The organism is Syntrophus sp. (in: bacteria), from assembly GCF_040768185.1.
In the GTDB taxonomy this organism is placed as follows: Bacteria; Desulfobacterota; Syntrophia; order Syntrophales; family Syntrophaceae; genus Syntrophus; species Syntrophus buswellii.
The window spans coordinates 46,170-62,257 of record NZ_JAXGNC010000002.1 but is presented as its reverse complement, the minus strand read 5'-3'; the positions used below and the strand labels follow the sequence as shown (position 1 = coordinate 62,257).

Sequence of the window (16,088 nt, the reverse complement as noted above, 5' to 3'; positions counted from 1 at the left end):
TTCCACATCCTGAATTTAAAGCGGATCAGATCAGCCGGCGGAATTCTTTCGAATCTTCCTTGCGACAGGTATAGAATTTAATTGACATTCACGTTCGTTTTATCTATAGGAGCAGTCCAATATAAGCAGTGCCTCATCATAAAAATAACGTGAAACATAACGTGAAACGGGCCTAATGAGGCCCGCTTTTTTTTCATTGTTTTGCAGAAGAAAGGATTCAAGAAATAACGATGCACCAGAAAGAGATTGAACGGCGCCGGACCTTCGGCATCATCAGCCATCCGGATGCCGGAAAGACGACCCTGACGGAAAAGCTGCTCCTTTTCGGCGGGGCGATCCAGCTGGCCGGGACCGTCAAGGCCCGCAAGGCCACCCGTCACGCCACGAGCGACTGGATGGCCATTGAAAAGGAAAGGGGCATTTCCGTCACCACCTCGGTGATGAAATTTCATTACCGGGATTTTGAAATCAACCTCCTCGATACGCCGGGGCATCGGGACTTCTCCGAGGATACCTACCGGGTTCTCACCGCCGTAGACAGTGCGGTCATGGTCATCGACGGGGCCAAGGGCGTGGAGCCCCAGACGGAGAAGCTCATGGAGATCTGCCTCCTCCGCAATACGCCGGTGATCACCTTCATCAACAAGCTGGACCGGGAGGTCCTGTCACCCCTGGAACTTCTGGCCGATATCGAAAAAAAGCTGCAGATCGAGTGTGTCCCCATGTCCTGGCCCATTGGAATGGGAAAAAGCTTCCGCGGGGTTTACAACCTGTATCGCAGGGAACTGCAGCTTTTCAAACCCGGGGCTGCGAGCCGGGGCGGGGAGGTTGTCGTCATCCGCGATCTCGATGATCTGGAGCTGGACGAACGGCTGGGAACCCAGGCCGCCGAGCTTCGCGAGGACATCGACCTGATGGAGGGCGCTGCCAATCCCTTTGTCTATGAGCATTTTCTCAAGGCGAACCAGACGCCGGTTTTCTTCGGCAGCGCCATCAACAATTTCGGCGTGCGGGAGCTGCTGGATGCCATCGTGGAGCTTGCTCCCAGCCCCCGCCCGCGCCTGGCGACGACCCGCGAAGTTCTGCCCTCGGAGAAAGAATTTTCCGGTTTTGCCTTCAAGATTCAGGCGAACATGGACACCGCACACCGCGACCGGATCGCCTTTGTCCGGATCTGCTCGGGGAAATTCACCAGGGGAATGAAGGTCCGCCATAACCGGCTGGGCAAAGAGGTGACGCTGGCCAATGCGACGATCTTCATGGCCCAGGATCGCGCCTCGGTGGAAGAGGCTTATCCCGGCGACATCATCGGCATTCACAACCACGGGACCATCCGGATCGGCGATACCTTTTCCGAAGGGGAGGAGCTGAAATTTACGGGAATTCCCAATTTCGCTCCCGAACACTTCTGCCGGGTCCGGCTGAAGAACCCCCTGAAGATGAAACAGCTGCAAAAGGGCCTCACCCAGCTTTCGGAAGAGGGGATTGTCCAGGTCTTCCGGCCCCTTTCAAGCAATGACTACATCCTGGGCGTGGTGGGCGTTCTTCAGTTCGATGTGACCATGGCCCGCCTGTTGAGCGAGTATGGCGTTGATGCGGATTACGAGCCGGCCGATTACGCCGCCGCCCGCTGGATCACCTGTGCGGACCGGGAAAAGCTGGCGATCTTCGAAAAGCAGCACAGGAATAATCTTGCCCTTGATTCTGAAGGAAATCTGATATATCTGGCCATGAGTGAGTGGCGCCTCTCCAACACCATGGAGGAATGGCCCGACATTTCCATGCACAAGACGATGGAGCACAGCCAGAGGCTCAGTTGATGCAGTCGGACAGGAGGGAGTAAAACATGGAGGAAAAAGCCTTCCAGGATTTCTACCCGGATGAATTTGCCCATTGCTACGGATGTGGGCGGCTGAACAAGGACGGATTGCAGATCAAGAGTTACTGGGACGGGGAGGAAAGCGTCTGCCGCTATGTTCCGGAGCCCTTTTTCACGGGCGGTTTTCCCGGCTATTTCTACGGCGGGCTCATCTCTTCGCTGATCGACTGCCACAGCGCAGCTACGGCGTCGGCTGCAAAGCTGCGCGAAGACGGCCATGGCCTGGGCGATAAACCCCTTTCCCGCTATGTGACCGCTTCCCTCAAGATTGATTTCCTCAAGCCCACGCCCATGGGAAAACCCATCGAGTTGAGATCAAGGGTCCTCGAGATCAAGGGCCGGAAGATCATTGTCAGTACCGCCTTGTCCGCCGAAGGCGAGATCCGCGCCAAGGGCGAAGCCATTATGGTGCTGATCCCGGAAAACAGATAACGGCCGCAGCGGCGCCCCCAAAAGCAGTCCCCTTCGTCCCCTGAAAACAGGCGGGGCCATTTCCCCCGTTGGACAGCCATGCCTGGAAAAAGATGGGTGCATATCTGCACCTGTCTCTTCTCAATATAGTAGCATATAAGCAACTCCATATCGTTCACCGTCCACCCTCTCATCCATATTATCCTCTATATTCAAATAGTTAGTTCTTATCCTCTTTTAACTAAAACATTGGCATAGAGAATGCCTTTTACCTTATAGAGGGAATGTTGGAATGTGACATTTTATATTCCCTTGGTGTGTGCGTTTGTAGAAAGATCAACGTCGAAGCCTTTGATAAGAAGGATTCAATAAGTAAGGGAGGGCAGAATTATGCCGAGAGGAGATGGAACGGGACCCATGGGAGGAGGCGGCAGGCCAGGTCGAGGGCGTGGCGGCCGTGGGTTGGGCCGGATGGGTGGACCCCTTGCGGCTGGACCCGGCGGATACTGTGTTTGTCCGCAATGCGGTCACCGGGAGCCACATAGGCTCGGAGTTCCCTGCGCCGAGCAGAAATGCCCGCAATGCGGAAGCACAATGGCCAGGGAGTAGGTTTTTGGGATGAAAAATGTTTAACGATCAAATTAATAAAGGAGGATGCCATCATGCCGAGAGGAGATGGAACGGGACCCATGGGAAGAGGTCCGATGACGGGGCGTAGAGCGGGATTCTGCTCATGGCTGGGAGCGCCGGGTTACACGGATGCTCCGCCGGCCTTCGGGCTGGGTTACGGCCGGGGACGCGGGTTCCGGAGCGGAGGTCGAGGCTGGAGAAATCGATTTTTCGCATCAGGATTTTGGGGATGGATGAGGCCCGCCGGGTATGGCGCACCATATCAAATCCCTGATCCGGAGATGGAAAAGCAGATGCTCAAAAGAGAGGCCGACGCCCTGAAAGCGGAACTGAGCGATCTCCAGAAGCGCCTGGACGAGTTGGAATCCGCAAAGGCTGCGGAATAAAAACCGCGGCGATCATTACCATGGCGGCCGCACGGATTATTCTTTCCGCGCGGCCGCCATGCGGGACATCCGGGCAAAAAAGACTCAAGTAGCTATGGAGACTTCCTGATCAACATGATAAAGAAGAGCCAAGAATCTTTTGAAGGTCGGTATTCCCGGATGGCTCTGGAACAAAAGGCCGATTTGACGGACAGACACCACCGGACCATCAACTACCTGCGTCTTTCCGTAACGGATCGCTGCAATCTGAGATGTGTCTACTGCATGCCTGACGAAGGGATGACCTTTATTCCCCACAGGGAAATCCTGACCTACGAGGAAATGCTGCATCTTGTCGAACTCTGTGTCGCCAATGGAATCCGAAAGATCCGGCTGACCGGGGGCGAACCCCTGGTGCGCAGGGGCATTATCTCTTTTATTGACAGGCTCAACAGGATAGAAAACCTGAAAGAAATCACCCTGACGACCAACGGCGTCCTCCTGAAAGAGTTTGCCCGTGACCTCCGGAAATACGGCATCTGCCGGATCAATGTGAGCATGGATACCCTGAAGCCTGAGAAATTCAATGCCGTTACCCGGCGGCCTTTCTTCGAGAAGGTCTGGGAGGGGATTGAAGAGGCCGAATCGGTGGGGATGGCTCCCATCAAACTCAATGTGGTTGCCATGAAAGGCTTCAACGACGATGAAATCCTGGATTTCGCACGCCTTACCTACCGGAAACCCTATCATGTGCGTTTCATCGAAATGATGCCCATCGGGGCGGCCGACGCCCGGATGAAAGGATTTATTTCCAGTGGGGAAATTCTGGAGCGGATTTCAACCCTGGGGCCTGTCCGGCGCGTGGAATCCGAATCGATGGCCGGCCCGGCGGAAATGTACATCCTCGAAGGCGCCAGGGGTAGGATCGGATTGATCGGGGCATTGAGCCACCATTTCTGCGAGACCTGCAATCGGCTCCGCCTGACGGCGGACGGGCAGCTGCGGGGATGCCTCTTTTCAGACCGGGAAACGGACCTCAAGACCCCGCTGCGGGAGGGTCGGGAAGACCCTTACCTGTCTGCACTGATCCGGGATGCGATCTTAAACAAACCCAGGGGCCACGACCTCGACTTGAACAACCCCCGCAAATGCGTTCGGCCGATGAGCCGTATCGGCGGGTAACGAAATTATGGCAAAGATCTGCAGGAAGAAAGGAGCGAGTCCATCGTATGGCGATTTATTCATTCGGTGACCGGGTACCCAGAATCGGAAAGGATGTTTACGTCAGCGATTCCGCCCGGGTGATCGGAGATGTCGAAATCGGGGATGGGTGCTACATCGGTCACGGGGTCATCTTACGCGGTGATTACGGAAGTATCCGGATCGGGCCGGGAACCGCCATTGAGGAAAATGCCGTGGTTCACATCGAGCCGGACGGGCTGAGCATCTTCGGGGAACGGGTTACCGTCGGCCACGGGGCGATTCTCCATGCCGATCGGATTGATGATTTCGCCGTGATCGGCATGGGTTCGGTGCTCAGCCTGAAAGTGACCGTCGGGAAATGGGCCATTGTTGCGGAAGGTTCGGTTCTACCCAGCAAGACCCGGGTCGAGTCGGGAAAATTCGTTGCCGGCGTTCCGGCAAAGGTGGTTGGAGACGTTCAACCGAGGCACAAGGAATTCTGGACCTGGGGCAAGCAGCTCTATGTGGATCTTGCCCGATCCTATCCGGAAAAGCTCAAACGCCTGGATTGATTTTTCTTTCCAGGAGCAAAAAGAAGAGGGCCTTTGAAAGGAGGTCTTGATGTATCAGCTCAAGTTCGATGAAAAGCGGTGTCTGGCCTGCCCGGACGGGGCCTGTCTGGTTCAGTGCCAGTACCTGAAATATGAAGCCGACCCGGCCAGGAAAGAGATGGTCAAAATATTCCGGGGTGAAGATTCCCCGGTACTGCAGGACTGTGTTACCTGTTATGCCTGCGAGGAGTACTGCAAGCGGGGCAATCATCCCTTTTACCTGATCAACGAGAGGAGAGAGAACAAGGGAATCCTGACGGCCCCTCGCGCCATCACGCGGCAGTGGATCCATATCGGCGAGCCCAAGGGGAAGTATGAACTTGGCAGGATCGGAAAGATCGCCCTTTCCTTCGGTTTCATGCCACAGTTGAAGGAGATCACGAAGGGCAGACTCTTCGAAGATGTGATGCCCTCCTACTTCTTCGGGCAGGAATTTTTCTGCAACGTCGTCTATATCCATTTTGCCAATACGAAAGTGTTCAAGGAGCGCCTTCCCGTGGTGATCGAAAATATCCATAAACTGGGTGTTGAAGAGGTGGTCTTTCTCCATGACGAGTGCTATGCCGCCTTTACCTCCCTGGCCCCCGCCTACGGCATGGAGGTCCCTTTCAAATCGGTGCACTACTTTGAATACCTGTATAACCGCTTAACGGCGCTTAAGGATCTGATCAGACCCTTAAATGTGAAGGTGGTCTACCAGCGCCCCTGCTCCAATCGGCTCTGCGGGGACAGCCATCTTTTTCTGCGGAAGATCATGGATCGGATCGGTGCAACCCTGGTGCAGAGGACCTACCAGGATGAAACCGCCCTGTGCTGCGGCAGCATCTTCCGGGCCATGTACGGATATGACCTGATGGCCGATGTCCAGGGCCGGAACCTGGAGGATATGGCGCAAAGCGGCGCCGAATACTGCATCTTCAACTGCCACGGGTGCATGAACGCCCTGAGCCCCCTGGTGGCCGCTCGGGGAATGACCCCCCTGCACCTGATCGATCTGTGCCGGATGGCCATCGGTGAAACGCCGGAAGGAGGGCGGTGATATGGAGAGCATTGTCCAGGCCCTTGCCGGGATCGTGGGAAAGCCCTATGTTTCCGCCTCCGCGGAGGAGCGGTATTTCTATGGAAGAGACCCCGGGCTGATGCCTGCTCATGCGCCCGATTACGTCGTCCTGCCCCGGTCCGTCGAGGAAATTCAGGCGATCGTCAGACTGGCGGGGCGGGAGAAGATTCCCCTGGTTCCCATGGGGGCGGGGATGTCCCTGAGCGGTCTGGTTATTCCCCAGAGGGGGGGGATCGTTCTGGACATGAAGCGCATGGACGGAATTCTGAAGGTCAACGAAGCCGCCCGTTATGCCGTGGTGGAAGGCGGCACCTCCACGGGTAAGCTGCATGCCCACCTCAATCGGTACTACCCCCGGCTTCGGTTCAGCACACCCGATTCGCCCGCCGCCGCCACGGTGGCCGCCAACGTGATGATTCACGGGCAGGGGCGCCTGACCCAGCAGCAGGGATTCAATTCCGACATGGTTTCCGGCCTCGAGGTTGTCCTCCCGTCGGGTGAGCTGTGCCGGATCGGTTCCTGCGCCCTGTCCGACGACTGGTTTTCCAAAGGCCCCCCCCTGCCGGATCTCTCCGGGCTGTTTCTCGGCTGGTTCGGGGCGACGGGGATTCTCACCAAGGTGGGGATCAAGCTGTATCCTCGGAAAAAAATGCGGGATGTGGAGATCTTTATTACCGACAGTCCGGACTTCGTGCCGGGGATCCTTTACGAACTCACACACACGGAGATGGCGGAGGACATCAACATCTTCGCCCAGCCCCTGCCGTTGATCTTCAGCGGCAATCACCATATCGTGATCTATTTCACGGGAGACAGCGCGGAGGAGATGGAGTTCAAGAAGAGGACCCTCTTTCACGCCCTGGATGGGTTCATTAAAAACAAGGACGGCGGGTTCATGACCGTCGGCGAAGGGATGAAAAAAACGCTCCTGGACATGCCGCAGCGCAGCGCCACGACCTTTGCGGATGTGACCAAGGGAGGCGGCTTCGAATATTCCGGGCCGATCGTCCCCATCGACCGGTATCCCCAGTGCTCCCGGAAACTCGATGAACTGGCCGTTAAATATGACCTCAAGTATCACGCAACGGCCAGGATCATCGACAAGGGGCACGCCATGATGTTTGCCTTTTCCTTTACCTTCAACCGGGCGGATGCGGACATGCTGAACCGGACCCGGATGGCCCTTTCCGAAGCGAGCGAGTACGCCCTGTCCATCGGCGGACTCTTCTGGAAGCCGACGCTGGATGAGCAGCGGATCGCCCTGGAAAAGATGGATCCTCAGACCGCCAGGCTCATGAAGAGGATCAAGGAGGAGCTTGACCCTCAGGGAATCATGAATCCGGGAAACTGGGAGGGCATCTAAATGAAATACGCCGAGATCCTTCATCGCTGTTTCCGTTGCGGGTACTGCAAATTTACCCTGGACTACGAGAATTTCAACTGTCCCCCCTATCGGAAATACCGGTTCGACACCTTTGCCCCGGGCGGGAGGATGTGGCTGATCCGCGCCTGGCTCGACGGTGAGATCGAAAACAGCGAACGCTTTCAGGAAATTCTCTATTCCTGCGCCACCTGCGGAAACTGTGTCGAGCATTGCGCCTTTACGTTTCGGGAAAACCTGGTCGACATCTTCATCGCCGCCAGGGAAGAAATGGTCAATGGAGGGCGGATTCCCCCCCCCGTAAGGGATTACTTCAAGGCTATCTCGATCCACGGAAACCCCTACAATCTGCCGGCGGCCCAACGGTCCTCCTGGGCCGCGGACCTTCCCGTACAGCCCTATGACGGCCAGGAGTACCTGTTCTATGTCGGTTGTGTGGGGTCCTACGATGAGCGGGGCCGGAAGATCGCGCAGGCGGTGAGCCGGAATCTCATCCGGGCGGGTGTCTCCTTCGGAATCCTTGGAGAGCGGGAACCCTGCGACGGCAATGAAGTTCGCGTTCTGGGCGAATCGGGGCTTTTTGAATATCTCGCGGAAACCAACATCGCCCTCTTCCGTCAGCTGGGCGTTCGGAAGATCATCACCCTGGATCCCCATGCCTTCAACGCCTTTCGAAAAGAGTATCCCGCCTTTGGGGGAGATTTTGAGGTCCTTCATTATTCCCAGGTATTCAGTCGGCTGATCGAATCGGGGAACCTGAAACCGGGGAACTTTGCTGCCCGGGTGACGTTTCATGACGCCTGTTACCTCGGCAGGCATGGAGGTGAGTACGAAGCCCCACGCAACATTCTCAGGGCCATTCCCGGTGTCGAACTGGTGGAAATGCGCCAGAATCGGGCAAACACCCTCTGCTGCGGTGGCGGGGGAGGAAATTTCTTCACGGATATTCTGGGCGGGGAAGGGGACAGTCCCAGCAGAATCCGGGTCAGGCAGGCCCTGGAAACCGGAGCGGAAATCCTGGTCGTTTCCTGCCCGCAGTGCGCCAAAATGCTCGAAGACGCCATCAAGGCGGAAGGGTTGGACGGCAGGCTGACGGTCGCAGATGCCGGGGAACTTCTGGATGCCAGCCTCCGCGGGCATTAAAGGAGGGCGACTTCCGGCATGCTGTCTTCGCCGCCTTGGTTTTTCCTGAACGGTATTTTTTTGAGAGGTTTGTATGGAATTGGATGATCGGATGTACCGCTTTTTTGAGGCAAAAGCCCAGGACGTTCTCGTTGAACAGGTAACCCTGGGACTTGGCTATACGGCCGTGACCACCTCCGACGGGGGGATCGGCATCGCCTACACCTACTTCACCAACAAGGGCAGCTGTACCTTCGTCAACAGGTATGAAGATTTCGAGGGAAAACCCGCGCTGGAACTCCTGGAAAAGATCAAAAGTCCTCACCCTCTTGAAAAGACCATGGCTGTCGCCCTTGTGAATGCCCTCAACTACCGGCATGCCCTTTCCCTGCCGGAGGACAGGGAAAACAAGGTTCTTTTCGAAAGCTTTCGGATCGGGGAAAAGACGCGGGTGGCCATGGTCGGTGATTTCGCGCCCGTGGCCAGGATTCTGAAGGAGAAGGGGGCGCTTGTGGAGGTCATCGATATCGCCAGGGGTATTGGGAGCAGGGAAGATTTTTATGGCAAGCTCAGGGACTGGGCTCAGGTGATGGTTCTGACTTCGACTTCGATCCTGAACAACACGACGGAGGAAATCTTCCAGCATACCGGCAGTGAGGTGAAGACCGTTCTCCTTGGCCCCAGTACGCCCATGATTGCGGAAGTTTTTTCCCACCTTCCGGTGCACATGCTGGCCGGTACGGTCCCTATTGACAAGGATAAGGTGCTCAAAGCCGTCCGTCATGGTGTGGGGACTAGGGTCATCCAGAGGTTCAGCCGAAAATCCTATCTTTCTTTAACGTGATCTGTGCCGCGCCGATTTTTGGAGGAGCAAAGAATGAAAGAAATAAATTCTGAAGACAGGAATAGCACGAGGGGGTCGTTAATCAAGTCGGGCATGGAGGAAGCGGTCGTCATCTATCGGCCCATCGGGGTCATCTACAGCGAACATACCATCCCGGAAAAGACACCCATCCAGCCGGTATACGCTCGCGGATGTAAAGGAGAGGTGAAAATATATCCGGAATTTGATGAGGGATTGAGCGATCTGGACGGTTTTTCACACCTTTACCTGATTTACCATTTTCACCGGGCGGAATCGCCGCAGTTGATGATCAAACCCTTTCTCCAGGATGTGATGCGCGGCATTTTTTCAACCCGGGCGCCCCGCCGCCCCAATGCCATCGGGTTGAGCATTGTTGAGTTGATTCGCCGTGAAGGGAATGTGCTTCATCTCGATGGAGTGGACATACTGAACGGCACGCCCCTCCTGGACATCAAACCCTATACGGCCAAGTTCGACTTCGTTCAGACCACGCGCAACGGTTGGCAGGACGAGGTGGACGAGGAAACGGCCAGGCAGCGGGGAAAGCGGGACTATTCCAAGTGATCGGAGGAGAAAGCAATGCCCACCTATGAATACGAATGTGAACTCTGCGGTTTGAAGTTCGAGCGTCAGCAGGCGATTTCTGAGGACCCCCTGTCGGAATGTCCTGAGTGCCGGGGAGCGGTCCGGCGGTTGATCAGCGGCGGAACAGGATTCCTCTTCAAGGTTTCGGGCCGGGGCCGGGAGGGATGCTCTCTGGAAAGAACGGGAAGGACCTGCTGTGGCCGGGAAGAGCGCTGCGGGAATGCATCATGCGGAGAAAATTCATGAAAAAAAGCACTTTTCAGTATGTTTACGGACCTGTCCCGTCGCGTCGTCTGGGCCGCTCGCTGGGGCTGGATCTGGTCCCTTTCAAGGCCTGCACGTTTGATTGCGTGTACTGCCAGATTGGCCGGACCACCAACAAGACGATGGAAAGGAGGGAGTATCTTCCCGCCGAGGCCATTCTGGAGGAAGTAAAACGGAAACTTGTGGAAAGGGACCTCCCGGATTACATTACTTTTTCAGGATCCGGAGAGCCGACGCTGAACAGCCGGATCGGAGACCTGATCCGTGAGGTCAAGGCCATGACGAACATTCCTGTCGCCGTTCTGACCAACGGCTCCCTGTTGTGGATGAAGGAGGTTCAGGAGGATCTGATGGCGGCCGATCTTGTCATCCCCTCTTTGGACGCCGGGGATGAAAAACTGTTCAAGTATGTGAACCGGCCCCACGGAGATCTTTCCTTCGATCAGGTGGTGAACGGGCTCATCGAGTTTACCCGGCGGTTCCCAGGGCAGGTATGGCTTGAAGTCTTGCTGCTGAAAGGTGTGACCGGCTTGTCCTCCCATGTCGAAAAGATTGCCGCCCTGGTAAAGCGCATTGCACCGGACCGCGTTCAACTCAATACGGTCTGCCGTCCACCCGCAGAGGAATTCGCCTTTCCTCTTTCTCTCGAGGAGCTGCTTTCCATGAAAGAGCTGTTCCCTGGAAAAGTGGAAATCATCCGCGAGGAGGGTTCGGGTCATTTTGAAGCTTCGGCTTTTTCCGAAGGCAGGGAAGAGGAAGTCCTGGCCCTGCTGCGGAGGCGTCCCTGCACCTCCGAGGACATCGCGGACGGCCTCGGCATCCATGTAACGGAGGCTCTCAAGCGCCTGAACATCCTGGTGGACCTTGGAAAGGTGAACTCCATCGTATCAGGCGGACGGAACTTCTACATTGCAAAGGGCGTACAATCGGCCCTGAAGATGGAAGAGGAAGAAGGGGATCCATGAAGAAACCCGCGGTCGGCAGTGGGATTCTGTCTCCCTTCCGGTCGGATGCCCATGACGATCCAGAGACGAAATTGATCGGCAGGGTCGCCCTGTATGCCTTCCTGTTGAATCTCGGCCTGGCGGTCATGAAAGGTGCGCTTGCGCTTTGTTCAAACAGCCTCGCCGTCACGGCGGGGGCCATCGATTCCGCAACCGATTCCTTTGCTTCCCTTGCCCTCTACGGGGGGCTAAAGCTTTCCACCAGAAGGACGCCTTCCTTTCCGTCGGGGCTTTACAAAGTCGAAAACCTTCTCTCCGTCTTTGTTGCACTGTCCATCTTTTTTGCCGGTTTTGAAATCGCACGGGAGCTGTTTACCCGAGACGCTCTGTCGCCGCAGATTTCACTGGGCGTCGTCACCCTGCTTGTGGTAGGCGTGGCGGCAACCTACCTGTTTGGCCAGTACGCCATCAGGATCGGCAGACAGACGGAATCTCCGACTCTGGTTGCCGAAGGTCGACACCGGCAGGTTGATGTCCTTTCTTCCCTCGTCGTGCTGGTTTCCGTCCTGCCGGACTATTTTGGATGGCATATCTCGCTGTGGGGCCTCTCCATCGATCAGATCGCCGCGGGAGCCGTCCTGGTTTTCATTGTCCGTGCCGGTTGGGAATTGCTCTCCAACGGTATGAGGGTCCTGCTGGACGCCTCCCTGGATTTCGAAACCCTTGACATGGCCCGAAGCATCCTGAGGAGCCATCCCTTGGTTGTGACTGTCCAATCGCTGTCAGGACGAAACGCGGGCCGTTTCCGATTTCTTCAGGCCAATGTCATCCTAAGGACGGGAGATCTTGAAAAAGCCCATCAGATCAGCCTTTCCCTCGAACGCAGCATCCGTAAACAAATCCCGCATGTGGAGCATGTAACCATTTCTTATGAGCCCCGTCCCCGTTCCCACCTCCGTTTTGCAGTTCCCCTGTCGGATCGCTCAGGGACTGTCAGCCGTCATTTCGGCGAGTCCCCCTTCTTCGCCGTCCTGACGCTTCGCCTCGCCGATCATGCTCTTCAGCAGAAGGAGATTATGGAAAATCCCCATAAGGACGTCGAAACGGCCAAAGGCATCCGCGTGGCGGAGTGGCTCGTCGAACAGAAGGTGGATCAGGTTTTCATGGCCGAGGATTTTTCCCACAAAGGCCCAAGCTACGTTTTCAGCAACGCCGGCGTTGATGCGCAGAGGACCGATGCGGAAACCCTGGAGGAAATTGTCGCCGCTATCAAGGAAGAGTGAATTTCCAGGAGCAGAACCAGTCCGCGGGATGCGGATCGGGAGGGCAGGCGACGCACTGCGTGACAATGGCCGGGTCTATCGTCCGGGCAAAGGTTGAGTATTCGATGATCCCTCCCGATTTGCAGGGGTAGTCCTCCATGCCCTTGCGGTTCCGGATGTCCTGCACCCGGCAGCGAATCATCCTGTAAATCAGCGTCCGTTCATCCGGCCATTCGAAGGAGTGCTCATTGATGTTTGCATAGAGACGATGTTTCAGCGCCGCCTCCAGGGCTTCCAGGCCGCCTCTTTCCGGAAGACCGATCAGGGTTTTGATGTGAAAGGCCTCAAGCGGGGAGAAGCGGCTCCAGCAGATGTCGTTGGATCTTTTGGCCGTATCAAGATCGAAGCTCTTTTCAACGCTCTGAAACCAGACCCCATCGGCTGCCAGCCAGTTGATCGAAAGGGCGGAAAGGATTTCCAGAAGCTCATCGTCGGATTTTTCGAACAGCTGTTTCGGAATGCCCCTGGCATCGGCTTCAAATCCGAGAACACGCCCCATACGCTTCATGGCGATGGGGAACAGGGTCTGCCAGGTCGCTTCATCCAACTCCATGGCGGTATGCAAACCAAGCTGATATTCAACCTCTTTGAACCATAATCCGTAGTGGAGGAGAGTCAGTCTCAGGCTGTCGACAATCTGCAGAATCAGTTTTTCCTTATGTTCCGCTGCCGCGTTTTCTTTCATATCCTCATCCTTTACCGTTCTCATGCGCGTCGTGCGCTTCGACAGAAACGTCGGGCTCCTTTCAGCTTCCGCAGCTCCTTCGAGAAGTGTGCCATTCCAGCAAGGACGTCCGCAAAACAACCCCCGGCGGCCCCGCCAGGCTGCCGGGACCGGATGAAGGCAACGCACGAGACGGCTTTTCATCCCGGCATGCGCCCGGACAGTGCTTTTTTCCGGGAGGGGTTTCCGAGTCAGTCATCATCCGAGTATTGCAATATTGCGACGATCTCCCTGTGTTGACGTTTGCATTTCTGCGCATATCCGCTGCGGAAAAGCCCCCTTGATCATGCAGGTGGTCCAAATTGCTGCGCATGAATTCGTATGGCAACCTTGTATCCATTCTGGTATGTTTTGTGCCCCTGTCGGGGAAATGACGTTCATGTCGGGAAAAACGGAAAGGTGGAGTCGCCATGATAGACGAGTTCAAAATCAGAGAGGCTGTCAAGTCTGTTCTGGATCCGGAGTTGAAAAAAAGCCTGCTGGATCTGGGGATGATTCGCGATATTCATGTGGAAAATGGTCAGGTTTGGCTGACCCTGGCGCTTTCGACGGCAAGATGCCCCAGGAAGGACGCCATGGTTGAGGAGATCAAGGGGGTGCTGGGGAAACTGCCGGGGGTCGCCGGGGTGGATGTCCGACTGGCGACATTGAGCCACGAGGAGCTCGAAAAACTGTTTCCGAAACATCCCCTGGTCGGCCTGGAAAAGGTCCGCCATGTGCTGGCCGTTGCAAGCGGCAAGGGCGGCGTGGGAAAAACCACCATAGCCGTTAATGTCGCCTTGGCGCTGGCCGGGAGGGGGCGCAGGGTGGGGCTTCTCGACGCCGATGTTTACGGGCCCAGCGTTCCTGTCATGCTGTCGCTCGAGGGGGTGCAGCCGGAAGAGGAAAACGAGGCGATTCTTCCAGCGGAAAAGTTCGGCCTCCGGATTATGTCGCTGGGCATGCTGACGGCAAAGGGCCAGCCCATTGTCTGGAGGGGGCCGCTGGTTGCCAAGGCCATCAAACAATTGCTGGGGCAGGTCATGTGGGGCGACCTGGATTATCTTGTCTTGGATCTCCCGCCTGGAACCGGGGATCCTTCCATTACCATCGCGCAATCTATTCCTCATGCCGCCATTCTGATGGTGACGACGCCCCAGGAGGTCGCCTTGGCCGATGTTCGCAGGTCCATCGACCTGTTCCGGAAATTCGGGATGGTCATCGTCGGTCTGGTGGAGAACATGTCCTATTTCCAGCCCGATCATTCCGGGAAACCGATTGCGATTTTCGGCGAAGGTGGAGGAGAAAAATTAAGCGAGGAATTCGGGCTTCCCCTGCTGGGTAAGATTCCCATCGATCTCGCCATTGGAAGAGGCGGCGACTCCGGCGTGCCCCTGATGGTCTCATCGCCCGATTCCGAAACCGGCCGTGTCTTCCAAGGCATTGCGGACAGGATCGTGGCTGCAAGCGGATAGGGGAAAGCCGTCGGACGAACCGGATCGAGGCTCCCGGATTTCCTGCGGGGCGATTCTGTGGCCTTTCGAAATGACAGCAGTTGCAATATCGCGACTCTTTTTAAGCCACTTCCGATCTTTTGAACCGGTAAGCTATTGAACTACCCGATTATTCGATGAAATTTAAATATGCCATATATGGCATGCTTTATGATGTCCCTTTTACCCAATTCAAGATCTGCTTGCATCACCCGGACTGAATCGGCCGATTCCCTGCCGGAGAAGCGGTCACATTTTTGCGCAAGGAGGAGAGAATCATGGGAAGATCTTTTGCTGGGAGAGGATTCATCGTTTTTTTCATCATAGGCATTACCGCATTTCTATCGCTGCCCCGGGCCTTTGCCGAACCGAAAGGGACCGTTGTCATGTTTCATGCCGGCAGTCTGACCATGCCCTTTGAGGCCATGGAAAAGGCATTCGAGGCGAAGTACCCCGGGGTGGATCTTCAGCGCGAGGCCAGCGGAAGCCAGGCCGCGGCACGGAAGGTTACCGATTTGAACAAACCCTGCGATATCATGGCATCAGCTGATTTCAAAGTCATCGATAAGCTTCTGATTCCCAAATTTGCAGACTGGAACATCCGGTTCGCCACCAATCAGCTCGTTCTCTGCTACACCGAGAAGAGCCGGTATGCAGATCAGGTGAACGCCCGGAACTGGTATGAAATTCTGCAGCGCAAAGGCGTGGTCTGGGGCCACTCCGATCCGAATCTGGACCCCTGCGGATACCGCGCCCTGATGGTGCTCCAACTGGCGGAGAAATACTACCGGAAGCCCGGTTTGTACGACAGGCTTCTTGCAAACCGGCCTCTGGAAAATATCCGGCCCAAGTCAGTCGAGCTGGTGTCCCTGCTTCAGACGGGGAACATGGACTATGCGTGGGAGTATCTCTCCGTTGCCGTTCAGCATGGGCTGAAATACGTTGTGCTTCCCGACAAGATCAACCTGGGGAATTACAAGGAGGATCCCTTCTATTCCCAGGCCGTGGTGAAAGTGACCGGCAAAAAGCCCGGGGAATATATGGACATGAAAGGGGAGTCCGTCACTTACGGGGTTACTTTAATCAAAGATTCCCCGAACAGGGAAGCGGCGATTGCCTTTCTCGACTACATGCTTGATCCCAAAGGAGGTTTGAAAATCCTGAAGGATCAGGGGCAGCCCCCCTTTATCCCCTGCCGTGTGCCGACGGAACAGATGAAATCCATGCTGCCGGAAAAGCTGAAAAAGCACGTTACGGTAAAGGATTGACAG

16 protein-coding genes are annotated in these 16,088 nt (G+C 56.0%); 15 read left to right on the top strand and 1 reads right to left on the bottom strand.

The annotated features are described in order from the left end of the window. Positions 1-230: 230 nt before the first annotated feature. The 13 genes from AB3175_RS03310 to AB3175_RS03250 all read left to right on the top strand — a co-directional run bounded on the left by AB3175_RS03310 (position 231) and on the right by AB3175_RS03250 (position 12,582). Positions 231-1,820, top strand: a complete 1,590-nt coding sequence (locus AB3175_RS03310) for a peptide chain release factor 3 (RefSeq protein WP_367359521.1) — start codon at positions 231-233, stop codon at positions 1,818-1,820. A 26-nt stretch (positions 1,821-1,846) separates the two neighbouring features. Next, the gene (locus AB3175_RS03305) at positions 1,847-2,311 is read left to right on the top strand and encodes a PaaI family thioesterase (RefSeq protein WP_367359520.1); all 465 of its coding nucleotides are present in this window, start codon (positions 1,847-1,849) and stop codon (positions 2,309-2,311) included. Between the two features lie 641 nt (positions 2,312-2,952). Beyond that, positions 2,953-3,306 (top strand): DUF5320 domain-containing protein, encoded by a 354-nt coding sequence (locus tag AB3175_RS03300; protein WP_367359519.1) that lies wholly within the window; start codon positions 2,953-2,955, stop codon positions 3,304-3,306. Between the two features lie 159 nt (positions 3,307-3,465). Then, complete coding sequence (gene moaA / locus AB3175_RS03295; RefSeq protein WP_367359518.1) at positions 3,466-4,467, top strand: GTP 3',8-cyclase MoaA; 1,002 nt, start codon at positions 3,466-3,468, stop codon at positions 4,465-4,467. Between the two features lie 47 nt (positions 4,468-4,514). Continuing rightward, a complete protein-coding gene (locus AB3175_RS03290; RefSeq protein WP_367359517.1) occupies positions 4,515-5,039 on the top strand; it encodes a gamma carbonic anhydrase family protein in 525 nt (174 codons plus the stop codon). Between the two features lie 49 nt (positions 5,040-5,088). Next, positions 5,089-6,117 carry a heterodisulfide reductase-related iron-sulfur binding cluster gene (locus AB3175_RS03285; RefSeq protein ID WP_367359516.1) on the top strand — a complete coding sequence of 343 codons (1,029 nt, stop codon included), beginning with the start codon at positions 5,089-5,091 and terminating at the stop codon, positions 6,115-6,117. Between the two features lies 1 nt (position 6,118). Beyond that, entirely contained in the window at positions 6,119-7,501 is a 1,383-nt protein-coding gene (locus AB3175_RS03280) for an FAD-binding oxidoreductase (protein ID WP_367359515.1), read from the top strand. Further along, on the top strand, positions 7,502-8,662 hold the full coding sequence (locus AB3175_RS03275; protein ID WP_367359514.1) for a (Fe-S)-binding protein: 1,161 nt from the start codon (positions 7,502-7,504) through the stop codon (positions 8,660-8,662). It abuts the gene before it with no gap. A 73-nt stretch (positions 8,663-8,735) separates the two neighbouring features. Then, positions 8,736-9,485 carry a DUF364 domain-containing protein gene (locus AB3175_RS03270; RefSeq protein ID WP_367359513.1) on the top strand — a complete coding sequence of 250 codons (750 nt, stop codon included), beginning with the start codon at positions 8,736-8,738 and terminating at the stop codon, positions 9,483-9,485. A gap of 33 nt (positions 9,486-9,518) precedes the next feature. Then, on the top strand, positions 9,519-10,070 hold the full coding sequence (tsaA, locus tag AB3175_RS03265; protein WP_367359512.1) for a tRNA (N6-threonylcarbamoyladenosine(37)-N6)-methyltransferase TrmO: 552 nt from the start codon (positions 9,519-9,521) through the stop codon (positions 10,068-10,070). A 15-nt stretch (positions 10,071-10,085) separates the two neighbouring features. After that, complete coding sequence (locus AB3175_RS03260; RefSeq protein ID WP_367359511.1) at positions 10,086-10,337, top strand: FmdB family zinc ribbon protein; 252 nt, start codon at positions 10,086-10,088, stop codon at positions 10,335-10,337. Further along, a complete protein-coding gene (locus AB3175_RS03255) occupies positions 10,334-11,320 on the top strand; it encodes a radical SAM protein (RefSeq protein ID WP_367359510.1) in 987 nt (328 codons plus the stop codon). Before AB3175_RS03260 ends, AB3175_RS03255 begins: the two co-directional genes overlap by 4 nt. Then, positions 11,317-12,582: a cation diffusion facilitator family transporter gene (locus AB3175_RS03250; protein WP_367359509.1), complete on the top strand. Its 1,266-nt coding sequence runs from the start codon at positions 11,317-11,319 to the stop codon at positions 12,580-12,582. Before AB3175_RS03255 ends, AB3175_RS03250 begins: the two co-directional genes overlap by 4 nt. Here the strand turns inward: AB3175_RS03250 and AB3175_RS03245 are convergent. Then, positions 12,569-13,306, bottom strand: coding sequence for a DUF6125 family protein (locus AB3175_RS03245; RefSeq protein WP_367359508.1), 738 nt, complete (start codon positions 13,304-13,306; stop codon positions 12,569-12,571). The two genes, AB3175_RS03250 and AB3175_RS03245, sit on opposite strands and share 14 nt — an antisense overlap. A gap of 449 nt (positions 13,307-13,755) precedes the next feature. Here AB3175_RS03245 and AB3175_RS03240 point away from each other — a divergent pair, with 449 nt between their 5' ends. Together AB3175_RS03240 and wtpA are read left to right on the top strand one after the other, a co-directional pair. Beyond that, entirely contained in the window at positions 13,756-14,799 is a 1,044-nt protein-coding gene (locus AB3175_RS03240; RefSeq protein WP_367359507.1) for an Mrp/NBP35 family ATP-binding protein, read from the top strand. Positions 14,800-15,095: 296 nt separating this feature from the next. Next, positions 15,096-16,085, top strand: a complete 990-nt coding sequence (gene wtpA, locus AB3175_RS03235; protein ID WP_367359506.1) for a tungstate ABC transporter substrate-binding protein WtpA — start codon at positions 15,096-15,098, stop codon at positions 16,083-16,085. The last annotated feature ends 3 nt before the right edge of the window (positions 16,086-16,088 follow it).

Coding starts and splice junctions, on each gene's coding strand:
- AB3175_RS03285 (WP_367359516.1), top strand. CDS start 5,089: ATGTATCAGCTCAAGTTCGATGAAAAGCGGTGTCTGGCCTGCCCGGAC.
- AB3175_RS03250 (WP_367359509.1), top strand. CDS start 11,317: ATGAAGAAACCCGCGGTCGGCAGTGGGATTCTGTCTCCCTTCCGGTCG.
- AB3175_RS03290 (WP_367359517.1), top strand. CDS start 4,515: ATGGCGATTTATTCATTCGGTGACCGGGTACCCAGAATCGGAAAGGAT.
- AB3175_RS03240 (WP_367359507.1), top strand. CDS start 13,756: ATGATAGACGAGTTCAAAATCAGAGAGGCTGTCAAGTCTGTTCTGGAT.
- AB3175_RS03275 (WP_367359514.1), top strand. CDS start 7,502: ATGAAATACGCCGAGATCCTTCATCGCTGTTTCCGTTGCGGGTACTGC.
- AB3175_RS03310 (WP_367359521.1), top strand. CDS start 231: ATGCACCAGAAAGAGATTGAACGGCGCCGGACCTTCGGCATCATCAGC.
- AB3175_RS03305 (WP_367359520.1), top strand. CDS start 1,847: ATGGAGGAAAAAGCCTTCCAGGATTTCTACCCGGATGAATTTGCCCAT.
- AB3175_RS03270 (WP_367359513.1), top strand. CDS start 8,736: ATGGAATTGGATGATCGGATGTACCGCTTTTTTGAGGCAAAAGCCCAG.
- AB3175_RS03255 (WP_367359510.1), top strand. CDS start 10,334: ATGAAAAAAAGCACTTTTCAGTATGTTTACGGACCTGTCCCGTCGCGT.
- tsaA (WP_367359512.1), top strand. CDS start 9,519: ATGAAAGAAATAAATTCTGAAGACAGGAATAGCACGAGGGGGTCGTTA.
- AB3175_RS03245 (WP_367359508.1), bottom strand. CDS start 13,306: ATGAAAGAAAACGCGGCAGCGGAACATAAGGAAAAACTGATTCTGCAG.
- wtpA (WP_367359506.1), top strand. CDS start 15,096: ATGGGAAGATCTTTTGCTGGGAGAGGATTCATCGTTTTTTTCATCATA.
- AB3175_RS03280 (WP_367359515.1), top strand. CDS start 6,119: ATGGAGAGCATTGTCCAGGCCCTTGCCGGGATCGTGGGAAAGCCCTAT.
- AB3175_RS03300 (WP_367359519.1), top strand. CDS start 2,953: ATGCCGAGAGGAGATGGAACGGGACCCATGGGAAGAGGTCCGATGACG.
- AB3175_RS03260 (WP_367359511.1), top strand. CDS start 10,086: ATGCCCACCTATGAATACGAATGTGAACTCTGCGGTTTGAAGTTCGAG.
- moaA (WP_367359518.1), top strand. CDS start 3,466: ATGGCTCTGGAACAAAAGGCCGATTTGACGGACAGACACCACCGGACC.